The following is a 24,694-nucleotide window of genomic DNA, read 5'->3' as shown; positions in this document are numbered from 1 at the left end:
CGCACGAGGAGAGCCGCCCGCCTCACGAGGCGGGCGGCTCTTCCGCATGTGTCGGCCGGACAGGGACGCCGACGGCTCAGACGGACCGGTGGTACTGGTCCGGCACCCGCACCTGGCCGCCCAGCTCGCGGGCCGCCTGCCGTGCCCACGACGGGTTGCGCAGCAGCTCGCGGCCGAGGAGGACGGCGTCCGCCTCGCCGTTGGCGAGGATCTTCTCCGCCTGCTCGGGCTCGGTGATCAGACCCACGGCGGCGACCGGCAGCGAGGTCTCGGCCTTCACGCGGGCGGCGAAGGGCACCTGGTAGCCGGGGCCGGTGGGGATGCGGACGGCGGCGGCGTTGCCACCGGTGGAGACATCGAGCAGATCGATGCCGTGCGCCTGGAGGTCGCGGGCGAAGCGGACGGTGTCGTCGGGGGTCCAGCCGCCCTCCTCCAGCCAGTCGGTCGCCGAGACGCGGAAGAACAGCGGCTTGTCGTCCGGCCAGACCTCCCGTACGGCGTCCACGACCTCCAGGGCGAACCGGGTGCGGTTCTCGTAGGAGCCGCCGTAGGCGTCGGTGCGGTGGTTGGAGTGCGGGGACAGGAACTCGTGGATCAGGTAGCCGTGGGCGCCGTGGATCTCGGCGATCTCGAACCCGGCAGCGAGGGCCCGGCGGGCCGCGTCGGCGAACCGGCCGACGATCTCCCCGATCTCCTGGACCGTCAGCTCCGTCGGCACCGGGTGCCGCTCGTCGAAGGCGACCGGGCTCGGCGCGAGCGGCTGCCAGCCGTACGCGTCCGCACCGACCGGCGCCCCGCCCTTCCACGGCCGGTCGGTCGAGGCCTTGCGCCCCGCGTGGGCCAGCTGGACCGCGGGGACGGTGCCCTGGTCGGCCAGGAAGCGGGTGATCCGGCGGAACGCCTCGACCTGGGTGTCGTTCCACAGACCCAGGTCGTACGGCGAGATACGGCCCTCGGGGCTGACCGCGGTGGCCTCCACGATGATCAGACCGGTGCCGCCGGTCGCGCGGGCGGCGTAGTGCGCGAAGTGCCAGTCGTGCGGCACTCCGGCCTCAGGCCCCTCGGGGGCCGCGGAGTACTGGCACATCGGCGGCATCCACACGCGGTTCGGGATCGTCACGTCGCGCAGGGTGCAGGGCTCGAACAGCGCGGTCACGGCGCACTCCATTCGTCACGGACCGAAGGTTCGCTTCGTACGATAGCCATCGTAGTACGGCGAATGTCAAACTACGATGGCTCTCGTACAATGGAGTTCCCGACGGAAGTGGAGCCGCCGTGACCACCGCCAGTGCCAGCCGCACTCTGCCCCACCCGGAACGCGACGAGATCCGGCTGGAGGAGGTGCTGCACGCGCTGTCCGACCCGATGCGGCTGCGGATCGTGCGCGAACTCGCCGCGGACGGCGGCGAGCTGTCCTGTTCGCACTTCGTGCTGCCGGTCACCAAGTCCACCACCACGCACCACTTCCGGGTGCTGCGTGAGAGCGGCGTCATCCGGCAGATCTACCGGGGCACGGCCAAGATGAACGGCCTGCGCCGCGACGACCTGGACGCCCTGTTCCCGGGCCTTCTCGACGCCCTCCTGGACGCCGCAGCCCGCCAGTCCACCCGGCTCGGCGACGCCGACACCGGTACCGGCACCGGCTGAACCGCCCCGCACGGGGGCCGGTCGCGTGGTTCCCCGCGCCCCTACAGGCGGCGCGCCGCGGTCAGCAGCGCGTCCCAGTCGGGCAGTTTCACCACGCTCCGCCCCAGCTCCGCCCCCAGCGCCGCTTCGGCCCGTTCGATGGCCCGCCAGCCCTCCCACTCGACCGGTTCCACGCCCTGGGCGCGCAGGGCCGGCAGCGGGTCCTCGGGGATGTCGCGGCCCGCCAGGACGGGGGCGTCCTCCAGCAGTGACAACACCGTCTCCTTGGCGCACGGGCGGTTGGTGCCGATGACGCCCGTGGGGCCCCGCTTGATCCAGCCCGCGACGTACTCGCCGGGCGAGACCACGCCGCCGCGCAGCACCCGCCCCGCCTGATGCGGCACCGTGCCGCTGCCCGAGTCGAACGGCAGTCCCTCCAGCGGCACCCCGCGATAACCCACTGACCGCAGCACCAGCTGCGCCTCGATCACCTGGAACTCGCCGGTGCCCGTCACCCCGCCCCGCCCGTCCGGCACCGTCCGCTCGAACCGCACCGCGCCCACCCGCCCCGCCTCGGCGAGCAGTTCGACGGGGCGCAGGAAGAACCGCAGCCGGATCCGCCGCGGGGCGCCCCGCGGCGCGCGGTCCGCCCAGCCGCGCAGCACCTCCACGTTGCGGCGCTGCGGCGCGGGCAGCGCGGACGGGTCGGCGTACGCCGGATCCAGCGCCAGCTCCGCCGGGTCGACGGTCGCGTCCGCCTCCGGCAGCGCGCCCAGCTCGCGCAGCTCCTTGGTGGTGAACCGGGCCTGGGACGGTCCGCGCCGCCCCACCATCTGGATCTCGGTCACCCGGCTCGCGGTCAGCGCGCGCAGCGCCGCGTCCGGCATGTCCGTCGGGCTCAGCTCGGCCGCGCCGCGCGCCAGGATCCGGGTGACGTCCACCGCGACGTTCCCGACCCCGATGACCACCGCCGACCGTGCACCCCGGAGGAACCCGTCGTCCACGGCATCCGGGTGGGCGCTGTACCAGGACACGAACTGCGTCGCCGACCAGCTGCCCGGCAGGTCCTCCCCGGGAATCCCCAGCCGCCGGTCGGTGGCGGCGCCCAGGCAGTACACGACCGCGTGGTACAGCTCCCGCAGCCGGGCCGCCGGCACCCCGCCGGTGCCGATCTGGACCCCGCCGAGGAACCGCACCCGGTCGTGCTCCAGCACCGTGCGCAGATTGTTCTGCAGTGACTTGATCTTCTCGTGGTCGGGCGCCACGCCGTAGCGCACCAGACCGTACGGGCACGGCAGCCGGTCGAGCACATCGACCCGGACCTGCGGTTCCTGCTCGACGAGCGTCTGGGCGGAGTAGACCCCGCTCGGTCCGGAGCCTACGACGGCGACACGCAGCACGGCGGAACTCCTTCGTCCCGTATTCGCTGGTCGGTTCCAGCATCGCACCGCCGGGGCTGCGCTGACAGGGTGCTGTGCGGGGGAGTGGACGCGTGTCCGTTCGTATGGAATGTGATCATGCGGTTACGTTCCGTGTGTGCTAGAAGCATCCTTTCTTAATCTTTCCGACCGTCTGGCGGAGGACGGCGTGGTGTCCGTGTGGCCCGCGTGGGCGGTGCGGGAGGGCGGCGACGCGACCGCCTGGTACCAGGTGCGGCTGGCCTTCGGCGACGGCGCCGCGGTGGAGGCGCTGGCCGTCGTGGCGGACGGGAACGTCTCCCTGGAGGACGTCCGGGCCCGGCCCGCGCTCTCCCTCGACGATCTCGCGGTGCTGGCCGACTGGATCGAGGGACCGCTGTTCGAGGCGTGCGGGATCGCGACCGAGGCCCCCGATGAGGACCGGGGCGCGGAGGCGCCCGACGCGGACGCGGCGGACGAGGGCGCGGCGGACAAAGGCAAGGACGAGGGCGAGGGCAAGGACGAGGGCGAGGGCAAGGACGAGGGCAAGGACGAGGACGAGGGCGAGGGCGAGGGCAAGGACGAGGGCGAGGGCAAGGGCGAGTCGGGCGACCGTGAGGCGGCGGGGCCGCGCCGGGCCCGTCCGCCGTGGCCCCGCGGTATCGAGGGGCGGTGGCTGGTCGCGCAGGAGTACCGGGCCGCCCAGAAGGAGGGGATCGACCCGGTGCTCGCGGTGATGTGCGCGACGGGACACAGCCGCCGCAGGTCGCTGAGGCTGATCGCCCAGGCGCGCGACGCCGGCTTCCTGGCACCCCGTCACGCCCGCCGGGACTGACCGGCCGTCAGGCATCCGCCCGACGTCCTCCGTGTATCCGTCCGACGTCCGGGGCCTACGCCCGACGTCCTCCGAGCCTACGCCTGACGGGCCCCCCGGATACCCGGCTGACGGTCCCCGGCGCATCCCCGGAACAGAACCGCGTCAGAGCATCTGCCGCATCCGCGTGATCTCGCTCGTCTGCTGGGCGATCACGTCGTCCGCCATCTCCTCGATCCTCACGTTGTTCCCTTGGGACTTGGCGTCCGTGGCCATCGTGATCGCGCCCTCGTGATGGGTGATCATCAGCGTCAGGAACAGCTCGTCGAAGGCCTTCCCGCGGGCCGCGCGCAGGTTCTTCAGCTGGGTCTCGGTGGCCATACCGGGCATGGTGTGGTGGTCGTGGCCGCCCTCGACCGTCTCCGGCTCGCCGTGCTCCTCCAGCCAGCCCTTCATCGCGTCGATCTCGGGCCCCTGGGCCGCCGCGATGCGCTCGGCCAGCTTCTTCACCTGCGTGGACTCGGCGCGGTCCGGGGCGAGTTCGGTCATCTCCAGGGCCTGCGTGTGATGCGCGATCATCATCCGGGCGTAGTCGACGTCCGCGGAGTTGGGGGAGTCGTCGTGGACGCGCTGCTGGGCCGCCTCCTGGGCGGACAGGGTGCGGTTGGCCTCTCCGGGCATGCCGGGGACGAGGACCGAGGGGCCGCTCGCCCGGTCCGGTTCGGGAGCCGAACCGGAGTCGCAGGCGCCGAGCGCGAGTACGGCGAGTGCGGTCAGCGGGACGGTGACACGCGACGCGCGGCGGAAGAGCACGACGACCTCCTGTGACGGGCGGGATGCGGGGCGCACCTCGTGAGTGCCGGTGACCGTCTTAACACGCCGGTGAGCAGTGTTCGTTGAAAACATTCATTACATCTCTGTTGCCCCCTATTGATCTGTGCATGATGAAGACGATACTTCGGGGGTCCGTGAACCGTTCCCTTGCGAACGGAACAAGGGAGGAAGCAGTGACCCTGTTGAGCAACCCCCGAACGCGGCGCAGACGCCTGGGAATCGCCACGGCTGCCGCCGGGCTCCTGGCCGCGCTGATCACCGCGCACCCCGCGGTCGCCACCCCTGACCCGGGAGACTCGCCGGCCGCCGAGAAGCGGGTGCCGGAGAGCACCCGGCAAGACGTGAGAGAGGCGGTGGAGAGCGGGGAGATACCCGCCCAGGACGAGATCGTCCACTCCGCCAACATCGAGCACCTGACGAACATCCCCAAGGACGTGCTGCCGGGCACCAACTCGGACCTGGCCTTCCAGGGCAAGTACGCCTTCGCCGGCAACTACGACGGCTTCCGCATCTTCGACATCAGCGACCCGAAGGCCCCGAAGACGGTCTCCCAGGTGCTGTGTCCCGGATCGCAGAACGACATCTCCGTCTCCGGGAACCTGCTGTTCCTGTCCACCGACTCCTCGCGCAGCGACAGCAGTTGCAACAGCACCACCCAGCCGGTGACCGAGAAGTCCTCGTGGGAGGGCATGAAGGTCTTCGACATCAGCGACAAGCGGAACCCGAAGTACGTCGCCGCCGTCGAGACCGCCTGCGGCTCGCACACCCACACGCTGGTGCCCGAGCGCCGCAACGTCTACATCTACGTCTCCTCCTACTCGCCGAACGCCGCGTACCCCGACTGCCAGCCGCCGCACGACGGCATCTCGGTCATCAAGGTGCCGCGCAACGCCCCCGAGAAGGCGGCGGTCGTCGGCTTCCCGGTGCTGTTCCCCGGTGAGGGTCCCGACGGCGGCGGCAACCCCGGCGCGCCCACGAACCCGGGGGTCTCCAAGACCACCGGCTGCCACGACATCACCGTGCTTCCCTCCAAGGACCTCGCGGCGGGCGCCTGCATGGGCGACGGCATCCTGTTCTCCATCGAGGACCCCGAGCACCCGAAGGTCATCGACCGGGTGCAGGACAACGTCAACTTCGCGTTCTGGCACTCCGCGACCTTCAACCAGAAGGCGAACAAGGTCGTGTTCACGGACGAGTTGGGCGGCGGCGGCGCGGCCACCTGCAACGCGGCCGTCGGCCCGAACCGCGGCGCGGACGGCATCTACGACATCGTCGGCAAGGGCGACCACCGCAAGCTGGTCTTCCGCAGCTACTTCAAGATCCCCCGCCACCAGGGCGACACCGAGAACTGCGTGGCCCACAACGGCTCGCTGATCCCGGTCAAGGGCAAGGACCTCATGGTCCAGGCGTGGTACCAGGGCGGCGTCTCCGTCTGGGACTTCACCGACTCGTCGAACCCGAAGGAGATCGCCTACTTCGAGCGCGGCCCGCTCAGCACCGAGCGCCTGGTCACCGCCGGAGCCTGGTCGGCGTACTACTACAACGGCCACATCTACTCGAACGACATGGCCAAGGGCTTCGACGTCCTGAAGCTCGACGACCACCGCACGGACCCCGCCCGGTGGGTGCGGCTGAGCGAGCTCAACGTCCAGACCCAGCCGGACTACTTCGACTGATCCGACCGGTCCGACCGGTCCACCGCCGGGGACCCCGTCGCGAAGAACCGGGACAGATCCCGGTCGCACTCCCCGCCGGACGCCGCCGCGGTGTCCGGCGGGGAACCCATCTCCCATTCCAGTCCGTAGCGCCGGAACAGCTCGGCGCGCAGCGGGGTGATCGGCATGCCCACGTTCGGCAGGACCATCGCGTAGACGGCGCCCATCAGCTGGGCCCGCAGCATCGGGTAGTCGGTGGCGGAGTCCGGGGAGCCGTGCCGGGCCACGGTGTCGCTCAGCAGTTCCGCGAGCCGCTGCTGCTCCGGGCACTGCACGAAACCCTCCGCCTGCAGCAGCCCCGCCATGTGCTGACGCATCAGCACGGTCCGGTCGCGGGCCAGGCCCAGGATCGCGTCGATGGCCCGCGCCATCCGCTCCCGGCCGTCCTCCGTACGCGGTTCGCGCTCCAGCGCCTCCTCCAGCGTGCGGTGCATCAGCCGGTGTACGGCCGACTGCACCAGCTGCCGTTTGCCGGGAAAGTAGTACGACACCAGTCCACGCGCCGATCCCGCCCGGTCCGCGATGTCCCCCAAGGTCGTGGCCTCGTAACCGCGTTCACCGACCAGCTCGACCGCCGCCTGGAGCAGACGTTCCCGGGAACGACGCCGCAACTCTTCATTGACCGCGGCGCTTCGAGGGGACATCCTGTAACTCCTGCGTTGACTGGCTGCCAGCCAACTATACTCAGCACGTCCCGACCGACCCGTACCCGGGCCCGGCCGGGCAAGCCGTCCGCCTCGGGCGACGCGGGGGATCGTCCGAGGCGGGCGCGGCTGGACCTCACGGCCGCATGCGCTGGTGCACGGCCACCGCCAGCGTGGCCCAGGTCGCGCCGAGCAGCCAGCCGCCGAGTACGTCCGTCGGCCAGTGGACGCCGAGCCAGACGCGGGTCAGGCCCACGCCGAGCACCGAGACCGCCGCGACGGTCACCGCCGTACGCCAGAGGGCGGCGCGCACGCCATGGCGGCGCAGCAGCCACAGGAGCAGGCCGCAGACCACCGCGGCGGACATGGCGTGACCGGACGGGAAGGCCGCGTAGTGGGCGGAGTCGACGGGGTCCGGCCAGACGGGGCGGGCGCGGTCCACCGCGGCCTTCACGGACTGCTGGAGCGCGGTGCCGAGCGCCACCGTCACCACCAGCCACAGCGCCGTCCACCACGCTCTGAACCGCCACACCAGGGCGACCGCGGTCACGCCGCACAGGATCCGCATGGTGTTGGGATCCCACACCCAGTCCGTCAGGATGCGGCACGCCTGCGTCAGGTCCGACGCGTCGAGGGCCCAGCGGTGGGTGGTGCGGGCGACATCGCCGTCGAAGGACAGCAGCGGCCCCCATTCGGCGGCGACGAGGGCGATGAGCAGCAGCGAGCACAGGGCCAGACCGGTGCCCGCGCGCACGGTGCGGCGGTGCTGCGGGGGGCGGGGCGGGGAGTCGACGGAACCGGTGTGCATGGTGCGATCCTCGCCGAGGGGCGGGGTGGAAGGCCAATACGGGCGCGTCGCGGGGCACGCGTACCGCCGCTCACGCGTCGGCCGCGGGTGTCAGGGACAGGTTCCAGAACTCGGCGTAACGGCCGCCGCGGCGCAGCAGTTCCTCGTGGCCGCCCTCCTCGACGACACGGCCGGCGTCGAGGAAGACGATGCGGTCGGCGCGTTGGACGGTGCGCATCCGGTGGGCCACCATCACCACCGTCCGCCCCGCCATCAGCCGCTCGATGCCGGCGTGCACGGCCGCCTCGCCGACGGGGTCCAGCGCGGAGGTGATCTCGTCCAGCAGCACGACCGGCGCGTCCTTCAGCAGCGCCCGCGCGATCGAGACCCGTTGACGCTCGCCGCCCGACAGGCGCGCGCCGCCCTCGCCGACGTGCGTCGCCCATCCGTCGGGCAGACGCTCCACCACCTCGTCCAGCCGCGCGGCGGCAGCGGCCGCCCGCACCTCCGCGGCGGTGGCGCCGGGGCGGCCCAGGCGCACGTTGTCCTCGATCGTGCCGTCGAAGAGGTACACGTCCTGGAAGACGATGGCGAAGCGCGCCATCAGCGTCTCGGTGTCGATCGCGCGGACGTCCGCGCCGCCGACGCGGACCGCGCCCGCGTCCACGTCGTAGAAGCGCGCGAGCAGTTGCAGCAGTGTCGTCTTGCCCGCGCCCGACGGCCCCACCACGGCCAGCCGCTGCCCCTCGGGCACGGACAGCGACAGGCCGTCGATCACCGTGCGTCCGCCGTGCCGGAAGACCACCGAGTCGAACTCCAGGGCGTGGCCCACCGGTTGGACCGGGACGGGCGCCTGCGGCAGCGGCTCGGTGCGCAGCAGCGCGTCGAGCCGGGCCAGTTCGCCGCGCGCGCCGCGCAGCTTGCCGCCGAGGTCGGCCAGCGACAGCAGCGGATCGGCGCAGCGGGCGGCCAGCACCAGGATCGTCAGCAGCTCCGCGGCCCCGACGTCCCCGCCGAGCGCGAGATACGCCCCGAGGAGCAGCAGGGCGGTGAATGCCGCCTGGACCGTGAGCGTCAGCCCCAGCGCCCCGGGCAGCGCGGCCAGCGTGGAGCGGCGGGAGGCTCGCTGGACCTCCCGCAGGGCGTCGTCCAGCAGCCGGAACCGCTCGGCGGTCCGGCCGCCGGCCCGCAGCACCGGCTGGGCCTGGAGGTATTCGACGACCCTCCCGGTGGCCTCGCGGTCGCGTGCGGCGCGCTCCGCGTCCTCGGCGGCCGTCGCCCGCCCGGTGAGTCTCTGGGTCGCCGCCACGAGGGGCACGGCGGCCAGCGCGGCCAGGCCCAGCCGCCAGTCGAAGGCGAGGATGACGGCGACAACGGTCAGCGGTGTCACGGCGGCGGAGACGAACGGCGCCAGCAGGTGCGCGATCACACTCATCGCCCGCAGCACGCCCTGACCGGCCAGGACGGACACCTCTCCGACCCGGGCCGCGTTGTACCAGCCGAGCGGCAGCCGGGCGAGATGGTCGCCGAGGCGGTGGTACACGCCGCGCAGCAGCGCGGTGCCCACGCGGAACCCGGACAGGTCGCCGGCGTAGCGCAGCACCGCGTAGGCCGCCACCGCGGCCCCGAACGCGCCCAGCCAGGGCCAGGCGTCCTCGGGCGCACCCCCGAGCAGCGCCCGCAGCACGGGCACCAGCAGCGCGTAGGACAGGCCCTCGGCGACCGCGGTCACCGTCATCAGGACGAGGGTGCGGCGCATCGGGCGGGCATGCCGGTCGCCCAGCACGCGCAGCAGCAGACGGATCATCGTGGGTCGCCTCCTCGGCGTGCTCCTTGCCGTACCTCTTGCCGTACTGCGTGGGATCGCTCGCGTGGGTCGGCCGTCGTCACAGCCGCGCACCCCCTGCCGTGGGGTCCGCGCGCCGGGAGCGCCACAGCGCGGCGAACGCCCCGCCGGCGTCGAGCAGGTCGGCGGGCCTGCCGTGTTCGACGACGACCCCGTCCTCCAGTACGGCGACGGCGTCCGCGCCGCCGACGGTCTCCAGGCGATGGGCGATGACCAGGACCGTACGGCTGCCCCGCAGCGTCTCCAGGGCCCGGCGCACCGCCCGCTCGGTGTGCGGGTCGGCGAACGAGGTCGCCTCGTCGAGCACCAGGACCGGGGTGTCGGCCAGCAACGCGCGGGCCAGCGCGACCCGTTGGGCCTCACCGCCGGACAGCCGCGCGTCCTCGCCGATCACCGTGTCGTACCCGTACGGCAGTTCGAGGACGCGGTCGTGGATGTTCGCGAGGCGGGCGGCGCGCGCCACCTCCTCCGGACCGGCGTCCGGGACCGCCAGCGCGATGTTGTCGGCGACCGAGGCGCGCAGCAGGCGGACGTCCTGGAAGACGAAGGACACGTGCCGGTACAGCTCCCGGCTGCTCAGCTCCCGCAGGTCGACGCCGCCCAGGCGGACCGAGCCGCCGGTGGGGTCGACGAACCGCGGCAGCAACTGCACCAGCGTGGACTTGCCGCTGCCCGACGGGCCGACGAGCGCGGTGACCGTCCCCGGCTCCAGCACCAGGTCGACCCCGCGCAGCACCTCGCGGCCGGGCTCGTAGGCGAAGCGGACGCCGCGCAGCTCCACGCGGTGGCCGCGCGGCGCGACCGGGTGCGCCGGCTCCGGCAGCGGCTCCACCGCGAGCACGTCGCGGATCCGGCCGACCGCCCGGCGAGCGGCCTGCACCTCGTCGAAGCCGTGCCCGAGCGCCGCCACCGGGGCGGTCAGCCCGAGTCCCAGCAGCAGGAACGGCAGCAGATCGGCCGGGGCCAGTTCCCCGCCCGCGATCAGTGCGGCGCCGCCGACCAGGACGGTCAGCAGCACGAACGGAGGCGACAGCGCCAGTTGCATCCCCGCGGCGATCGGGGAGATCCCGTGCACCCAGCGGCGGAACGCGGCGACGAAGTCGTCGGCGGCGGCGCGGAACGCGCGGTGGGCGCGCTCGCCCCCGCCGAACGCCTTGACCACCGCGATGCCCTGGACGAACTCCACGGCGGAGCCGGCGATCCGCGTCATCGCCGCGTCGAAGTCGGCCTGCTCACGCAGCCGGGCCGGAGTCATCATCAGCGGCACCAGCGCCATCGCCGCGACCACCGGGATCAGCGTGATCAGCGTCAGCCGCCAGTCGACGGTGAACAGGTAGACCAGCGACACCAGCGGCACGACGAACGCGGACACCAGCTCGCCGGGGGTGTGGGCGATGAACGGGTGGACCGCGCCCACGTCCTCGCCCACCAGCTTGGCCAGTTCACCGCTGCGGCGACGGGACAGCCAGCCGATCGGCACCCGCCCCAGCCGCGCGGCCAGAGCGCGGCGTAACGCCAACTGCACCCGCCCGTCCAGCAGATGCCCGACGGCCGCCGCGGCGCCGGTGAACAGCAGCCGGACGAAGAGGCCCGCCGCGCCCGCGGCCATGACGAACCGGACGTGGCCGTCGTCGACCGGACCGGGCCCGAGCAGGGTGCGGCCCAGCTCGACGATGGCGAGCAGCGGCGCGAGCCCCGCCACCGCGCCGATGACCTGCAACACGACCACGGCGGCGAAGGCCCCCGCGTACGGACGCACCTTTGCGAACTCGGTGCCGGTCATCGTCTCCGCACCTCCACAGATTCTTACGACGTAAGACTGACGTCAGACGTTATACTTACGCTGTAAGAATGGTCAACCCGGTTGATTGAGCGGCCGGTTGCGGAACAGGGAGGGGCCATGACGGCCAACAGGGCTCGCGGGCAGCGCGCGGGACTCACCCGGCAGGCGGTCCTGGAGGCGGCCGTACGGCTCGTCGACCGGGAGGGCATCAAAGCGCTGTCGATGCGCCGGCTCGGCGCCGAACTGGGCGTGGAGGCGATGACCCTCTACCACCACGTGCCGAACAAGAGCGCCCTGCTGGACGGGATGATCGAGCAGATCGTCGCCGAGGCCGTACCTCCCGAGTTCGGCGCCGCCACCTGGCGGGAGGACCTGCGCGCCTACGCCCACGCGCTGATGGCCGCGCTGGCCGCGCACCCCCACGCCGTCCCGCTGCTGCTGTCGCGGCCCGCCATGACGCCCCGCAACCTGCGGACCATGGAGGCCGTCGTCGCGATGCTGCACGAGGCGGGCTTCCCGCTGCGCCGGACCCTGGACATCCTCTACTCCCTGACCGGATTCGTCGTCGGCCAGGCAGCCGCGCGGGCGGGCGGCGTCGACGGCGCCGGCGAACTGGCCTCCTCGCTGGACGCGGACGCCTACCCGCTGCTGGTCGAGGCCGCGCGGGAGGCCGGCGAGGACGCGGCCGAGGGACGCTTCGAGTTCGCGCTCGACGCGCTGCTGTCCGGCTACGAGAGGGAGCTGGCGCTCACACGCGCCTGATCGCCGGGTGGGGGGACTCGCGAAGCGAGCCGCGAACCGCTCAGCCCAGCGCCCGCAACCCCGGCACGAACGCCACCAGCACCGGTACCACCGGCACCAGCGCCGCCGCCGCGGTCAGCCGCAGTCTGCGCGCCGCGGTGAGCCGGTCCGGGGGAGTGAGCAGGCGGTGCACCCGCTGCGGAAGGTGCGCGTGCGCGGCCGGGCCGGGCCCGAAGACCCCCCGGTCCTCGTTGAGTTCGACCAGCGCCAGCGCGGTCGTCAGCCGTCCGAAGCGCCGCGAGGCCATGTCGTCGGCGGCCAGCTCCACCAGCCGGTGCATCTCGTCACGGAACGCCGCGAACACCGGCACCTGCGGGAACCCGCCCGCCAGCGCCGCCGAGCAGTGCAGCAGCCAGTCGTGCCGGGCCCGCGCGTGACTCTGCTCGTGGGCGAGTACGGCATCCAGCTGACGCCCCTTGAGCCGGCGCAGCGCCGCGGTCGTCACCACGAGCCCGGGTGCCGTGCCCGGCAGCCACCAGGCGTCCGGCCGCTCGCCCTCCAGCACCACGAGGCGTCCCCGCCCGGGCTCCTCGCCGGGCAGCAGCGGGGCCCGCAGGAGGAGTTCGGCGCGCCGCTGCCGACGGCGGGCCCGGGCCCGTACCACCTCACGGACCAGCATGGCCGCGCTCCACACCCCGCCGAGGGCCAGCGCCACCGCGGTGGTCGCCGCCCAGGGCCCGGCCGCGCCCAGCGCGTAGGCCTCCACCACCGCGCGCGGCGCCGGGGCGAACACATGGCCCCTTACCGCCTGCCAGGCGGCCGACGCGCTGAGGATCATCGACAGCGCACAGCACAGCAGCACCGCCGCCACCACGCACTGCCACACCCACAGGGCGACCACCGGTTCACGGTCCGGCCAGTCGGCCCGGGCGAGCAGTCGAGGTGCCGCCACGGCGGTCAGGGCGCCGAGCAGCAGCAATGCCGCGGGGACCATCATGGGAACAACCCTATGAGCCGCGGCTACCGAGCGGTACGGCCCGCTGCGCGAAGTGACGGACACCACGACGGATTCCGTTGCGGGGTCACATCGTCAGCAGCATCGCCACCATCGCCATCGCCATCGACAGCCGGCACGCCCGCGCCAGCTCCGGCCGGTCGGCCCAGCCCGGCGGCGCGGGACCCGCGGCCACCGCGGCGGCGGGCACCAGCCGGGCCCCGGTCAGCAGCACGTACCCGGCGAAGTACGCCAGCAGTGCCCCCGTCACCAGGGGCACGCCCGAACCACCGCCCCCGTGGTGGTGGCCCGGGGCGGCGGCCATCGCGACCGCCATGTAGACCATGGCCACGGCCCCCATCAGATGGTGCAGATGGTGGGCGCCGCGCCGGGCCGCCCACAGGGCGTGGAGCACGGCCGCGCCGAACACCGCCGCGTAACCGGCCCAGGCCCATCCCGGCGGGGTGAACGCCGTCGACGGCACCGCCATCACGGCCATGCCGAACCCCATCAGGGCCTCGGCGCCCGCCGCCCGGCGCTGCTCCCCGACGGTGCCGCGCATCCGCAGCAGGCAGTACGCGCCGGTCGCCGCGCACAGCGCGACCATCAGCCAGCCGGGCGAAGCCGGTCCGTGCACACGCACCTCCCCGCTCGACGTCGGTCCACGGGAAGCGATGCCCGGGCGGTGCGGCGCGCATACGAGCGCAAGGGTGTAGAGGGGGAGCGTGCGGCGGAGCACGACCGCTCCGGCGTGGGGCGCGGCGGTAGATTATTTACAGATAAAACACCTGCTAAATTTATGGGTATGCACGTCCGTCCCCTCCCGCTCGCCGCCGCCCTGCGCGTCGGCCGCCCGTCCGACATCTGGTTCAAACCCGCGCTCAGCGTCGTCGTCTCGATCGCACCGCCCAACCTGACCCTGCTGGCGCTCGGCCGTCTCGACCTGGCCATGTACACGATGGCCGGCTCGCTGTGCGCGCTCTACGCCCACAACCGCCCGTACGCCGCCCGCGCCCGGGTCCTGGCCCGGGTGGTGCTCGGCATGCTCGGCGGGCTGGCGATCGCCCTGGTCACGGCCTCGCTCACGGGGAACGCGCTCGTGCTCGTCACCGTCGGCGCGCTGCTCGCCGCCGCGCAGAAGGCGCTGTGCGACGCCACCCGCCTCGGGCCGCCGGGCAACGTGGTGCTCACCTTCGTCAGCTCCGCCGCCCTGTTCGCCCCGCAGAGCCTCGGCCAGGTGCCCGGCCACCTCGCGCTGGGCCTCGCGGCGGGCGCCTGGGCCTGGCTGGTGTGCATGGCACCCGGACTCCTCCGCCCGCACGGGCCCGAGCGCCGCGCCACCGCGCAGGCCCTGAACGCCGCCGCCGCGTACGCCGACACCCGCGGCACCGGCACCGGCCACGCCCGCGCGCGTACGGCCGCCACTGCCGCCGTACTCGCCGCCCGGCAGGCCCAGCTCACCGGCGGCGCCCGCTCGGCCTCCGCCCGCCCCGCTCTCGCGCACCTGCTCCTGCGCGCCGAGATCGCCCTCGCCGCCCCCGCCGACGCGGACCCCGAGCGGTTGCGCGCCTGGGCCCGCGCCCTGCGCGGCACCGGCCCCGTCCCGCACGACCACGACGGCGTGCCGACCGCTCCCGAGCCGGACGCCCAAGAGGGCCCCGCCGAACGGCTGTGGCACCGGCTGGTCCCGCTCGCCCCGCTCGCCGCCCGCACCGCCCTCGGCTGCGCCCTCGCCGGGTACGCCTCCCTCGCCCTCGGCATCGGCCGCCCCTACTGGGCCCTGGTCACCGCCGCCGCCCTCTACCAGGCCAACCTCGCCCTCACCTGGAACCGGAGTGTGCAGCGCGTGGTCGGGAACCTCGCCGGCGTCCTCGTCTTCGCCGCCGTCGCCCCGCTCGCCCACTTCGGCCAGGCCGCCCTCGTGCTGTGCTGTCTGGCCTTCAGCTTCGGCGCCGAGGCGCTGATCAGCCGCAACTACTGGCTCGGCAGCGTCTGCGTGACCCCGATGGCGCTGCTCATCACCGAGTTCACCGGCTACCAGGACCCCGGCGACCTGGTCACCGAGCGGATCGTGGACACCCTCGTCGGCGCGCTGCTCGGCCTCGCCGCCGCCGTCGCGGTCACCAACCGCCGGGCCGGCGCCCGCCTCGGGCACGCGCTCGCCGCCGCCGAACGCGCCCGCGAGCGTGCCGCCCGCCTCCTCGCCGAACCGCACCCCGCCCCCGGCGCCCTGGAAGCCGCCCGCCGCGCCCTCGCCGCCGCCCTGGTCGAGCTGCGCGCCACCGCCGACGCCGCGTCCGGCGAATGGTGGCAGCGCACCCCGCCCGAGGACGGGGTCGACCGCGCCGAGCAGGCCGGACACCGTACGCTCGCCGAGACGGTACGCCGCCAGGGCCTGATCCTGGAGGGGCGGGCGCCCGGCCCGGCCGCGGACCCCACCCCGGCGGACCACACCGCACCGCACCACACGACAGCGGACCGCGCCCCAGCGGACGACGACACCACGGAGGACCTACGGCCATGACGGCGACGAACGGGCTGCCGGACACGGAAGAGGGCCGAGAGGCCGTACGAGCCGACACCGTGGCCGCCGTCGTACGGCAGTGGCGGGCCGTCCACCCGGACCTGGACACCGGCCCCATGGAGATCATCGGCCGGGTCAACCGCTGCGCCGCCCTGCTCCAGCAGGCCGAGGACGCCCCCCTGCGCCGGGCCGGGCTCAGCCGGCCCGAGTTCGACCTGCTCGGCGCGTTGCGCCGCACCGGCCACGAGCTGACGCCCGGCGAGCTGGCCCGGGAGACGTTCTCCTCGGGCGCCGCCGTCACCAAACGGCTCAAGCAGCTCACCGAGCGCGGACTGGTCGAGCGGCGCGGTGACACCCGCGATCGCCGGGTGGCCCACGTCCGCCTCACGGACGCCGGACGCGAGCTGGTCGACGCGATCCTGCCCGACCAGCTGGCCTACGAGAGCGCCGTCCTGTCCGGTGTGGGCAGCGCCGAGCAGGGCGAACTCGCGGCTCTGCTCGGCACACTGCTCTCCCAGCTGGAAGGACGCCTCGGCGCGGTGCGGCGCGCCTGACCCGCGGGCCCCGGCGTCAGAGGACGTCGTGGGCGCTGCGCCGGTACGTGGAGCGGCGCTCGTCGATCCGCTCCCACCGGTCGCCGTACACGGTCCGCGTGACCCCGGGCTCCCGGAGGAAGTCGTGCGGGAAGCCCAGCGGTACGGCGCTCACCTCGTCGAGGCGGGCGACGGCGTCGGCGTCGAGGCGGACGCCGACCGCGCCCAGGTTGTCGGCGAGCTGGCTCTCCTTGGTCGCCGCCACGATGGGCACCACGTTCCCGGGCCGGCCCAGCAGCCAGGCCAGCGCCACCTGCGCCGGGCTCCAGCCGCCCTGCTCGGCGATCTCCACGACGGCGCGGACGACGGCCTCCTCCCGCGCGTCGGCCGTACCACCCAACGCGCCCAGCCGGCCCGGCTCGCCGCGCAGGTACTTGCCGGTCAGCTTCCCGGCCGCCAGCGGCGCCCAGGCCAGCACCGCCAGGTCGAACGCCCGCGCCTGCGGCAGCAGTTCGCGCTCCGGGGTGCGCTCCAGCAGGTTGTAGCGCAGCTGGGAGCCGGCGAACGCCGTCCAGCCGCGCAGCTCGGCCAGGGTGCAGGCCTGCGCGATCTCCCACGCCGCCCAGTCCGAGACGCCGATGTACAGCACCTTCCCGGCGCGGACCAGGTCGTCGAGCGCGCGCATCACCTCCTCGACGGGGGTGAACTGGTCGCGCGCGTGCACCCACAGCACGTCCAGCCGGTCGGTACGCAACCGTTCCAGGCTCCCCTCCACCGACCGCACGAGGTTCTTGCGGTGGTTCCCGGCGGCGTTCACATCGCCTTCCCGGGTGGCGCACGTGTACTTGCTGGCCAGGACGAACTCGTCGCGCCGCCCCTCCAGCAGCTCGCCCAGGATCCGCTCCGAGGCGCCGTGCCCGTAGATGTCGGCGGTGTCGACGAAGTTGCCGCCGGCGTCCGCGTAGGCGTCGAGGATCCGGGCGCTGGTGTCCTTGTCGGAGCCGTGGTCGAGGCCGTCGCCCATGACCATCGCGCCGAGGCTCAGCTCGCTCACCCGCAGACCGGTCCTGCCGAACAGTGTGTACCGCACGTCGCTTTCCCCTTCGAGCAGTTCGTGCGGTCGACGCTAGGAGATGAAGCGCACTCCAGGGCAAGCCCGTCCGGGCTCAGTCGTGGTCGCCGGCCCGGTAGACGCCGAACACGGCGGCCTGCGGATCCCGCAGCACCGCGATGCGCGGGCCCTCGGGCACGGAGGTGGGCTCCATGAGCACCGTGCCGCCGGCATCAATCGCCGTGGCGGCGGAGGCGTCGACGTCGGCGACGGCGAAGTAGGGCAGCCAGTGCGGCGGCACCTCGTGCGGGAACTTGTCGTCCATGGTGATCATGCCGCCGAAGTCGGCGCCGTCGACACCCCACTGCGGATAGTGCTCCGACGCGCGCACGGTCCAGCCGAAGAGCGTGGTGTAGAACCGTTCGGCCCGTTCCGGTTCGCGGGTCATCAGTTCCACCCAGCCGAGCGAGCCCGGCGCGTTGAACACCCCGGCGCCGGGGAACTGCCGCGCCTGCCACAGCTGGAAGGCCGCGCCGCCGGGATCGAGGGCCACCACGAATCGGCCCAGGTCGAAGACGTCCATCGGCCCCAGCAGCACCTTGCCGCCGGCCTCCTGGACCAGCCGTGCGGTGGCGTCCGCGTCGGCCACGGCGAATGACAGGTTCCACGCCACGGGCTGCGTCTCCTGGTACAGCGGGGCCAGCGCGGCGACCGGCGCGTCACCGAGGTGGGCGATGGTGTAGCCGCCCGCCTCCTGGCGCGGGTCCGTCTCGCACCGCCACCCGAACAGGCGCGCGTAGAACCGCTGCGCCGCCTCCAGGTCGCTGGTCCCCAGCTCCGTCCAGCAGGGCCCGCCGGTCACCGGCGCGTCGAGCTTCATGGCGTTCCTTCCGCAGGCGGGCAGGGCGCGGGGACGCCGGGGCGCCCCCTGCCAGCACGCTAGCCCCGGCCCTGCCCGACGGCCATCCGAGCCGGGGCTCAGCCGTTGAGTACGCCGCCGGCCTCGGTGACGGGGACCGTGTCCGAGGCTGGCGGAACCGTCACGCGGACCGGCTCGCCGATGTCCGCCAGGGCCATGGTCACCGTCACGCGGGCACCGGACACGTCGACGCTGAAAGTCAGATCCCCGGCCGGTACCGCAGCGGATGGTCCGCCGGCACCTCCACCAGCACGATCGGCGTCCCGTCCGGATCGGCGATCCACATCTCGATCAGCCCCCACGGCTCCCGCACCGGCGGCCGGACGATCTCCACGCCCCGCCCGCGCAGCTCGGCGTGGGCCGCCTCCGCGTCGGCGACCTGGAGCCAGAGGCGTACGGCGGGGGAGGGCGCGGTGTCGGAGCGCCCGGAGAGCTCCAGGAAGCCGCCGCCGAGGAAGTAGACGGTGCCCCGCTCCGGACCGGTGCCGAACTCCCGGTAGACGGCGAGGCCGAGCTGCTCGCCGTAGAAGGTCCGGGACCGCTCGGGGTCCGTGGGGCGCAGCAGGATCCGGCTGCCCAGTACATGCACCATGCACCGGAGCTTAGGGGGTGTCTCGTCGATCGGGCCGGATCAGCGAGCGGCGTCTGGTGCCGTGCATCGCAAGGCGGAGGAGGGAGTCGATGCGATGGGGGTGCCCCCGCGCGAGCGCAGCCGAGCGTGGGGGAATCGGCGACCGACGACAACGCGGCGAGGCGCGGTGCCAGACGCCGGGAGCCCGGCCTGAGCGGCGAGACACCCCCTAACGCCGGGGTTAGTCTCGTCCCTGCCCGAGCCGCGCCGAGAACGGAGACGTACCGCATGGACACCGCCACCCCGGGACTGACCTTCCGCGACGCCACGGAGGCCGACGTCGACACGTTGGTGGCGCTGATCGAGTCGGCGTACCGCGGGGACGCCAGCCGGTCCGGGTGGACCACCGAGGCGGACATCCTCGACGGACAGCGGACCGACCCGGAGGGTGTGCTGGAGGTCGTCAAGTCGCCCGACAGCCGGCTGCTGACGGTGGAGCGGGACGGCACCGTCGTCGCCTGCTGCCAGCTCGAACACCGCGGTGAGTACGCCTACTTCGGCATGTTCGCGGTCAGCCCGACGCTCCAGGGCGCCGGACTCGGCAAGGCGGTCATCGCGGAGGCGGAGCGCCAGGCGCGCGAGAGCTGGGGCGTACGGGAGATGCACATGACGGTGATCTCCGTGCGCGACGACCTGATCGCCTGGTACGAGCGGCGCGGCTACCGCCGTACGGGGAAGATGTCCCCCTTCCCGTACGGCGACGAGCGCTTCGGCATCCCGCTGCGCCCCGATCTGCAGTTCGAGCTGCTGGTCAAGCCGCTGGACTGACGCTCACGCCGTGAAGCGGCCGGTGCGCTTGATGTCCGGGAAGTCGGTGGTCGCGCCGTCCAGTTCCAGCGCGCGCACCAGCCGCAGATGCTTCTGCGAGTTCACCACCCAGCCGATGATCCTCAGATCGGCCGCGCGGGCGTGCTCGACGACCTCCAGGGTGAGGCGGCGGATGTTGAGACAGACCGTCGCGGCACCGGCCTGCACCGCGCGTTCCACGATGTCGGTGCCGTAGCGGCTCGCGATCAGCGCGGTGCGCACGCCGGGCAGCAGCCGGGCCGTCTCGGCGATGGCGTCGTCGTGGAACGACGACACCTCGATACGGCCGGTCAGTCCCCGCTGCCGGATCACCTCCGCCAGCGCCCGCGCCGCCGCCACATCCTTGATCTCCGCCTGGAGCGGGGTGCTCACCGCGTCCAGGACCTCCTCGAAGACCGGGACCCGCTCGCCGTCGCCCGCGTCCAGGGCGCGCAGCTCCGCCAGCGTCTTCTCCGCGATGGGGCCGCTGCCGTCGGTCGTACGGTCCACCTCGGCGTCGTGCATGACGACCAGGGCGCCGTCCTTGCTCAGATGCAGATCGAGTTCGATGACGTCGAGGCCGGCCTGTTCGGCGGCGACGAAGGAACGCAGGGTGTTCTCGGGCTCGACACCCATGACTCCGCGATGACCGATGGTGAGGAAGTTCAAGGTTCACTCGCTTCCGTCGACGGACAGGTCCGTCAGCCTAGTGGGCCCGCTCCGGAAGGGAGCCGAACGTGCGCGGCTCGTGCCGGAGCGGAGTCCCGGGGCGGCCGGCTGCCCGGGACGTCTTCCGGGCCCGCGACGGTGCTCCTTCGTCATACGGGCAGCTTGCCCGCGTGGCCCCGCACACCCGCACGGTCTCGTGTGACCGTGTCGCGGCGGTGACGGTTCCGCGACGCGTCACGCGAACCGCCGTGAGGGACAGGAAAAAGTTCTGTGACCATGGGGGAGCGCAGGATAATTTCCCGCTCCTCCTCTTGCTGGGAGAAACCGTGTATGCATACGGTGTCTTTACGCAAGGTTCTCCAGCGGAGGATGGGACATGACGGAAATTCTTGTGCAGGTGGGTACGGAGGGACAGGTTCCTTCGGTGGACAGGGTCGTGGAGCACCCTGCGTGGCCCCGGCTCAAGGATGCCGTGGAGCGGATCCGGCCATGGCAGTCCAAGGACGGATCGATCGACTTCGAGGCCGAGGGCGCCCCGCGCCGCGAGGACGCCGAGGCCGCCGTACGCGAGGTCGCCGAGGCCGTCGAGGCCCTGTCCCCGCTGCTCCCGCACGACGCCGCCTACCACGCGGCCCTTGTGAAGGACCTGCGCCGCTGGGCCGACGAGGGCTTCCAGGTGCCGGACTTCCTCGACTCGCTGCTGGCCTTCCACCCCGCCGCGAACCGGCAGGACGGCCTCCAGCACCTGGTCGTCTTCCCGATGTACACGCAGAACGGCAACCCCGACCGCAACCTCGAGGCGGTCGTGCTGCGCATGGTCTGGCCGGAGTGGCTGGCCGAGCTGGAGCGCACCCGCTACGACAACCCGCTGTTCTGCGGCATCAAGTTCGAGGACTTCACGGCCGGTTACGACACCAACTCCGCCGTCCTCTTCCCGGAGACCATCGCCGTGCGCGAGGCCCCGGAGCGCTTCACGTGGGGCGGCATCTTCTGTGACCGCGAGGCCGCCCGCTTCCGCCGGGTCACCGCCGCCGCCGTCGACGTCCTCGGCCTGGAGCTGCCCGAGGACATCGCCGCGATGGTCCACGACCAGAAGCGCTGCGAAGAGGCGTTCGTGCTCTGGGACATGGTCCACGACCGCACCCACAGCCACGGCGACCTGCCGTTCGACCCCTTCATGATCAAGCAGCGCCAGCCGTTCTGGATGTACGGCCTGGAAGAGCTGCGCTGCGACCTCACCGCCTTCAAGGAGGCCGTGAAGCTGGAGGCCGAGGGCGTCCCGCAGGCCCGTGACGTGCAGTACGCGGTGCTCTTCGACCGCATGTTCCGCTTCCCGGTCACCGGCGACCGCAACCGCAACTACGACGGCCTCGGCGGCCAGCTGCTCTTCGCCTACCTGCACAAGCACGACGTGGTGCGCTGGACCGACAACAAGCTCTCCATCGACTGGAAGCGCGCTCCCGAGGTCACCAACCAGCTCTGCGCCGAGATCGAGAAGCTCTACCGCGACGGCATCGACCGCCCCAAGCTCGTCCACTGGTTCGCCGGCTACGAGCTGGTCTCCACCTACCTCGCCCCGCACCCCGGCTCCAGGTGGGCCAAGGGCCCGGACGCCCTGGACCTGACCCAGCCGCCGCGCAAGCTCGTCGATGACGTGCTTCCGGACGAGTTTCCGCTGAGCATGTTCTATGAGGCACTGTCCAAGAAGCTGCGCAACGTTATCGCGTCGACGCGCGGCATCACGGCGGACAGCGCCGAGCGGATCGCCGCGTGAGCGACCGCCGTACCGAGAACACTGCTCAGGAGGCGAAGAACATGGGGAACGGGGCTCTCAGCGGTGCGGTGATCGCGGTCGCCGGCGCGGGCGGACCCGCCGGACGGGCGACCCTGCTGCGGCTGGCCGAGGCCGGCGCCACGGTCGTCGGCGCCGACAACGACCCGCAGCGGCTCGCCGAGGCCGTGGACGCCGCTCGCTACGCCTCCGGTGGCGCCACCGTCACCGGCGAGACGGTCGACCTGCTCAACCTGGACGCCACCCGGGACTGGGCCGCCCGCACCGAGAAGGAGTTCGGCCGGGTCGACGGCCTGGTCCACCTCGTCGGCGGCTGGCGCGGCAGCGAGACCTTCACCAAGACCAACCTCGACGACTGGGACCTGCTGGAGCTGCTGCTGATCCGCACCGTGCAGCACACCTCCCTCGCCTTCCACGAGGCGATCCAGCGCAGCGACCGCGGCCGCTACGTGCTGATCAGCGCGGCCGGCGCCACCAAGCCCACCGCGGGCAACGCCGCCTACTCCGCCGCCAAGGCCGCCGCCGAGGCGTGGACGCTGGCCATGGCCGACTACTTCCGCAAGGCCGGGGGCGAGCAGGGGCCGACGTCGGCGGCTGCGATCCTGGTGGTGAAGGCGTTGGTGCACGACGCGATGCGCGCCGAGCGGCCCAACGCGAAGTTCGCGGGCTTCACGGACGTCAAGGACCTCGCCGAGGCCATCGCCGGCGTCTGGGACAAGCCCGCCGCGGAAGTGAACGGAAACCGTCTGTGGCTGACCGAGAAGCCGTGAACCCCCCGAAGACCGACGCGCGTCGCCATCACGACCCGGAGGTCCGCGGTTTCGCCAGTGACAACTACGCCGGAGCGCACCCGGAGGTGCTCGCCGCCCTGGCCCTGGCCAACGGCGGGCACCAGGTCGCGTACGGCGAGGACGTCTACACCGAGAACCTCCAGCGGATCATCCGCAGCCACTTCGGGGCGAGCGCCGAGGCGTTCCCGGTCTTCAACGGCACCGGCGCCAACGTCGTCGCGCTCCAGGCGGTCACCGACCGCTGGGGCGCGGTGATCTGCGCCGAGAGCGCCCACATCAACGTCGACGAGGGCGGCGCGCCGGAGCGCATGGCCGGGCTGAAGCTGCTCACCGTCCCCACCCCGGACGGCAAGCTCACCCCGGAGCTGATCGACCGGCAGGCCTGGGGCTGGGAGGACGAGCACCGTGCGATGCCGCAGGTCGTCTCGATCACCCAGTCCACCGAGCTGGGCACCCTCTACACGCCCGACGAGATCCGCGCGATCTGCGAGCACGCCCACGCGCACGGCATGAAGGTGCACCTGGACGGCTCCCGGATAGCCAACGCCGCCGCCTCGCTGGACGTGCCGATGCGCACGTTCACGAACGCGGTCGGCGTCGACATCCTCTCCCTGGGCGGGACGAAGAACGGCGCGCTGTTCGGCGAGGCGGTCGTCGTCCTCAATCCGGACGCCGTCCGCAAGATGAAGCACTTGCGCAAGATGTCCATGCAGCTGGCCTCGAAGATGCGCTTCGTGTCGGTGCAGCTCGAGGCGCTGCTCGCCAAGGACCTGTGGCTGCGCAACGCCCGTCACGCCAACGAGATGGCCCAGCGGCTCGCCGAGGGCGTCCGGGCGGTGCACGGCGTCGAGATCCTCTACCCGGTACAGGCCAACGGCGTCTTCGCCAAGCTCCCGCACGAGGTGAGCGAGCGCCTTCAGAAGCGGTTCCGCTTCTACTTCTGGGACGAGGCGGCCGGCGTCGTGCGCTGGATGTGCGCGTTCGACACGACCGAGGAGGACGTGGACGCGTTCGTCGCGGCGCTCAAGGAGGAGATGGCCCGCTGAAGGGCCGAGACGTGAGGGAGCGGCCGTCCCGCCGGGGATCCGGGGGACGGCCGCTCCCGCGTCGTTCCGGCATTCCGGCCGACGAGTGACCACGATGAATGATTATGCGGCTGAGTGTAATTTCATTGACTGGTGATCGGTTACGGCTCTAGGCTCCCCGGGCATGCAGCTGATCCAGGAAACCGCCGACCTGTCCGCCTACTTGGCCGCCGACGAGGTCATCGATCACGGCCATCCACGGGTGCGGGAAACGGCCGCCCGCCTCGCACGGGACGTATCCGACTCGTATGAGTATGCGCGCGCGGCCTTCGAGTTCGTCCGCGACACCATTCCCCACTCACAGGACTCCGGCGACCCGCGCGTCACCTGGCGGGCCTCCGACGTGCTGGAGCAGGGGACCGGCATCTGTTACGCCAAGGCGCACGCGCTCGCCGCGCTGCTGCGCGCGGAGGACATCCCCACCGCGCTCTGCTACCAGAAGTTCGATGTCGTGCACGGCCTGGTCGCCGTCCGCTTCCACGGCGCCTGGCACCGGCAGGACCCCCGGGGCAACAAGCCCGGCGTGGACGCCCGGTTCTCCCTCGACGGTGAGCGACTGGCTTTCGCGACCGATCCGGACTCCGGTGAGCTGGACTATCCGGTGCTGTACGCCGCAGCCCACCCGGCCGTCGTGCGTGCCCTCAAGGCCGCCACCGACCGGGTGCACCTGATGCGGACGCTCCCCACCGCACTCTGAGTTCGCCGGAGGGCCTGGCGCCGATGCGCCAGGCG

At 72.7% G+C, this 24,694-nt stretch carries 24 protein-coding genes; 11 read left to right on the top strand and 13 right to left on the bottom strand.

The genetic code is table 11. The features are described 5' to 3' along the window. Positions 1-76: 76 nt before the first annotated feature. Positions 77-1,156 (bottom strand): NADH:flavin oxidoreductase/NADH oxidase, encoded by a 1,080-nt coding sequence (locus ACIG0D_RS29515; protein ID WP_399806778.1) that lies wholly within the window; start codon positions 1,154-1,156, stop codon positions 77-79. Positions 1,157-1,275: 119 nt separating this feature from the next. Between ACIG0D_RS29515 and ACIG0D_RS29510 the strand changes: the two genes are divergently transcribed. Next, complete coding sequence (locus ACIG0D_RS29510; RefSeq protein ID WP_399806775.1) at positions 1,276-1,647, top strand: ArsR/SmtB family transcription factor; 372 nt, start codon at positions 1,276-1,278, stop codon at positions 1,645-1,647. Positions 1,648-1,688: 41 nt separating this feature from the next. Here the strand turns inward: ACIG0D_RS29510 and ACIG0D_RS29505 are convergent, their stop codons facing one another. After that, on the bottom strand, positions 1,689-3,026 hold the full coding sequence (locus ACIG0D_RS29505) for an FAD-dependent oxidoreductase (protein WP_399806772.1): 1,338 nt from the start codon (positions 3,024-3,026) through the stop codon (positions 1,689-1,691). Between the two features lie 136 nt (positions 3,027-3,162). Here ACIG0D_RS29505 and ACIG0D_RS29500 point away from each other — a divergent pair, with 136 nt between their 5' ends. Continuing rightward, positions 3,163-3,858: a DUF6214 family protein gene (locus tag ACIG0D_RS29500; RefSeq protein ID WP_399806770.1), complete on the top strand. Its 696-nt coding sequence runs from the start codon at positions 3,163-3,165 to the stop codon at positions 3,856-3,858. Between the two features lie 144 nt (positions 3,859-4,002). Here ACIG0D_RS29500 and ACIG0D_RS29495 read toward each other — a convergent pair whose 3' ends face one another. Continuing rightward, positions 4,003-4,650 carry a DUF305 domain-containing protein gene (locus ACIG0D_RS29495; RefSeq protein ID WP_399806767.1) on the bottom strand — a complete coding sequence of 216 codons (648 nt, stop codon included), beginning with the start codon at positions 4,648-4,650 and terminating at the stop codon, positions 4,003-4,005. A 194-nt stretch (positions 4,651-4,844) separates the two neighbouring features. On the opposite strand from ACIG0D_RS29495, the gene ACIG0D_RS29490 reads away from it, so the two are divergent. Continuing rightward, positions 4,845-6,347 (top strand): LVIVD repeat-containing protein, encoded by a 1,503-nt coding sequence (locus ACIG0D_RS29490; RefSeq protein WP_399806764.1) that lies wholly within the window; start codon positions 4,845-4,847, stop codon positions 6,345-6,347. Here ACIG0D_RS29490 and ACIG0D_RS29485 read toward each other — a convergent pair. The 4 genes from ACIG0D_RS29485 to ACIG0D_RS29470 all read right to left on the bottom strand — a co-directional run bounded on the left by ACIG0D_RS29485 (position 6,335) and on the right by ACIG0D_RS29470 (position 11,446). Then, positions 6,335-7,030, bottom strand: a complete 696-nt coding sequence (locus ACIG0D_RS29485) for a TetR/AcrR family transcriptional regulator (protein ID WP_399806761.1) — start codon at positions 7,028-7,030, stop codon at positions 6,335-6,337. The two genes, ACIG0D_RS29490 and ACIG0D_RS29485, sit on opposite strands and share 13 nt — an antisense overlap. Positions 7,031-7,166: 136 nt before the next feature. Further along, positions 7,167-7,838, bottom strand: a complete 672-nt coding sequence (locus ACIG0D_RS29480) for a phosphatase PAP2 family protein (RefSeq protein WP_399806757.1) — start codon at positions 7,836-7,838, stop codon at positions 7,167-7,169. Positions 7,839-7,908: 70 nt separating this feature from the next. Beyond that, positions 7,909-9,624: an ABC transporter ATP-binding protein gene (locus ACIG0D_RS29475; RefSeq protein ID WP_399806754.1), complete on the bottom strand. Its 1,716-nt coding sequence runs from the start codon at positions 9,622-9,624 to the stop codon at positions 7,909-7,911. A 79-nt stretch (positions 9,625-9,703) separates the two neighbouring features. Beyond that, positions 9,704-11,446: an ABC transporter ATP-binding protein gene (locus ACIG0D_RS29470; RefSeq protein WP_399806751.1), complete on the bottom strand. Its 1,743-nt coding sequence runs from the start codon at positions 11,444-11,446 to the stop codon at positions 9,704-9,706. A 117-nt stretch (positions 11,447-11,563) separates the two neighbouring features. On the opposite strand from ACIG0D_RS29470, the gene ACIG0D_RS29465 reads away from it, so the two are divergent. Beyond that, a complete protein-coding gene (locus ACIG0D_RS29465; protein WP_399806748.1) occupies positions 11,564-12,208 on the top strand; it encodes a TetR/AcrR family transcriptional regulator C-terminal domain-containing protein in 645 nt (214 codons plus the stop codon). A gap of 40 nt (positions 12,209-12,248) precedes the next feature. Here the strand turns inward: ACIG0D_RS29465 and ACIG0D_RS29460 are convergent, their stop codons facing one another. Together ACIG0D_RS29460 and ACIG0D_RS29455 are read right to left on the bottom strand one after the other, a co-directional pair. Continuing rightward, positions 12,249-13,184 carry a M56 family metallopeptidase gene (locus ACIG0D_RS29460; protein WP_399806746.1) on the bottom strand — a complete coding sequence of 312 codons (936 nt, stop codon included), beginning with the start codon at positions 13,182-13,184 and terminating at the stop codon, positions 12,249-12,251. An 85-nt stretch (positions 13,185-13,269) separates the two neighbouring features. After that, positions 13,270-13,818 (bottom strand): DUF5134 domain-containing protein, encoded by a 549-nt coding sequence (locus ACIG0D_RS29455; RefSeq protein WP_399806743.1) that lies wholly within the window; start codon positions 13,816-13,818, stop codon positions 13,270-13,272. Between the two features lie 168 nt (positions 13,819-13,986). Between ACIG0D_RS29455 and ACIG0D_RS29450 the strand changes: the two genes are divergently transcribed. Together ACIG0D_RS29450 and ACIG0D_RS29445 are read left to right on the top strand one after the other, a co-directional pair. After that, the gene (locus ACIG0D_RS29450; protein WP_399806740.1) at positions 13,987-15,705 is read left to right on the top strand and encodes an FUSC family protein; all 1,719 of its coding nucleotides are present in this window, start codon (positions 13,987-13,989) and stop codon (positions 15,703-15,705) included. Beyond that, entirely contained in the window at positions 15,702-16,259 is a 558-nt protein-coding gene (locus tag ACIG0D_RS29445) for a MarR family winged helix-turn-helix transcriptional regulator (RefSeq protein WP_399806737.1), read from the top strand. The genes ACIG0D_RS29450 and ACIG0D_RS29445 overlap by 4 nt, the downstream gene beginning before the upstream one ends. A gap of 16 nt (positions 16,260-16,275) precedes the next feature. Here ACIG0D_RS29445 and ACIG0D_RS29440 read toward each other — a convergent pair whose 3' ends face one another. The 3 genes from ACIG0D_RS29440 to ACIG0D_RS29430 form a co-directional block, all read right to left on the bottom strand. Next, positions 16,276-17,328: an aldo/keto reductase gene (locus tag ACIG0D_RS29440; protein WP_399806734.1), complete on the bottom strand. Its 1,053-nt coding sequence runs from the start codon at positions 17,326-17,328 to the stop codon at positions 16,276-16,278. A 76-nt stretch (positions 17,329-17,404) separates the two neighbouring features. Continuing rightward, the gene (locus ACIG0D_RS29435; protein WP_399806731.1) at positions 17,405-18,169 is read right to left on the bottom strand and encodes a VOC family protein; all 765 of its coding nucleotides are present in this window, start codon (positions 18,167-18,169) and stop codon (positions 17,405-17,407) included. A gap of 238 nt (positions 18,170-18,407) precedes the next feature. After that, complete coding sequence (locus ACIG0D_RS29430; protein ID WP_399806729.1) at positions 18,408-18,800, bottom strand: VOC family protein; 393 nt, start codon at positions 18,798-18,800, stop codon at positions 18,408-18,410. 267 nt (positions 18,801-19,067) lie between these two features. Between ACIG0D_RS29430 and ACIG0D_RS29425 the strand changes: the two genes are divergently transcribed. Further along, positions 19,068-19,607 (top strand): GNAT family N-acetyltransferase, encoded by a 540-nt coding sequence (locus tag ACIG0D_RS29425; protein WP_399806726.1) that lies wholly within the window; start codon positions 19,068-19,070, stop codon positions 19,605-19,607. Between the two features lie 3 nt (positions 19,608-19,610). Here ACIG0D_RS29425 and ACIG0D_RS29420 read toward each other — a convergent pair whose 3' ends face one another. Continuing rightward, entirely contained in the window at positions 19,611-20,294 is a 684-nt protein-coding gene (locus tag ACIG0D_RS29420; protein WP_399806723.1) for a glycerophosphodiester phosphodiesterase, read from the bottom strand. A 376-nt stretch (positions 20,295-20,670) separates the two neighbouring features. Between ACIG0D_RS29420 and ACIG0D_RS29415 the strand changes: the two genes are divergently transcribed. From ACIG0D_RS29415 to ACIG0D_RS29400, 4 genes are all read left to right on the top strand, one after another. Next, on the top strand, positions 20,671-22,068 hold the full coding sequence (locus tag ACIG0D_RS29415) for a DUF6421 family protein (RefSeq protein ID WP_399806720.1): 1,398 nt from the start codon (positions 20,671-20,673) through the stop codon (positions 22,066-22,068). 41 nt (positions 22,069-22,109) lie between these two features. Next, positions 22,110-22,856 carry an SDR family NAD(P)-dependent oxidoreductase gene (locus ACIG0D_RS29410; RefSeq protein ID WP_399806806.1) on the top strand — a complete coding sequence of 249 codons (747 nt, stop codon included), beginning with the start codon at positions 22,110-22,112 and terminating at the stop codon, positions 22,854-22,856. Continuing rightward, on the top strand, positions 22,853-23,923 hold the full coding sequence (locus ACIG0D_RS29405) for a threonine aldolase family protein (protein ID WP_399806717.1): 1,071 nt from the start codon (positions 22,853-22,855) through the stop codon (positions 23,921-23,923). Before ACIG0D_RS29410 ends, ACIG0D_RS29405 begins: the two co-directional genes overlap by 4 nt. A gap of 163 nt (positions 23,924-24,086) precedes the next feature. After that, positions 24,087-24,659 (top strand): transglutaminase domain-containing protein, encoded by a 573-nt coding sequence (locus tag ACIG0D_RS29400; RefSeq protein ID WP_399806714.1) that lies wholly within the window; start codon positions 24,087-24,089, stop codon positions 24,657-24,659. Positions 24,660-24,694: the final 35 nt, after the last annotated feature.

This window comes from Streptomyces sp. NPDC052773, from assembly GCF_044547145.1.
Taxonomy (GTDB): domain Bacteria; phylum Actinomycetota; class Actinomycetes; order Streptomycetales; family Streptomycetaceae; genus Streptomyces.
Note: the sequence above shows the minus strand (reverse complement) of the source record. Positions and strands in the feature narration are given on the sequence as shown.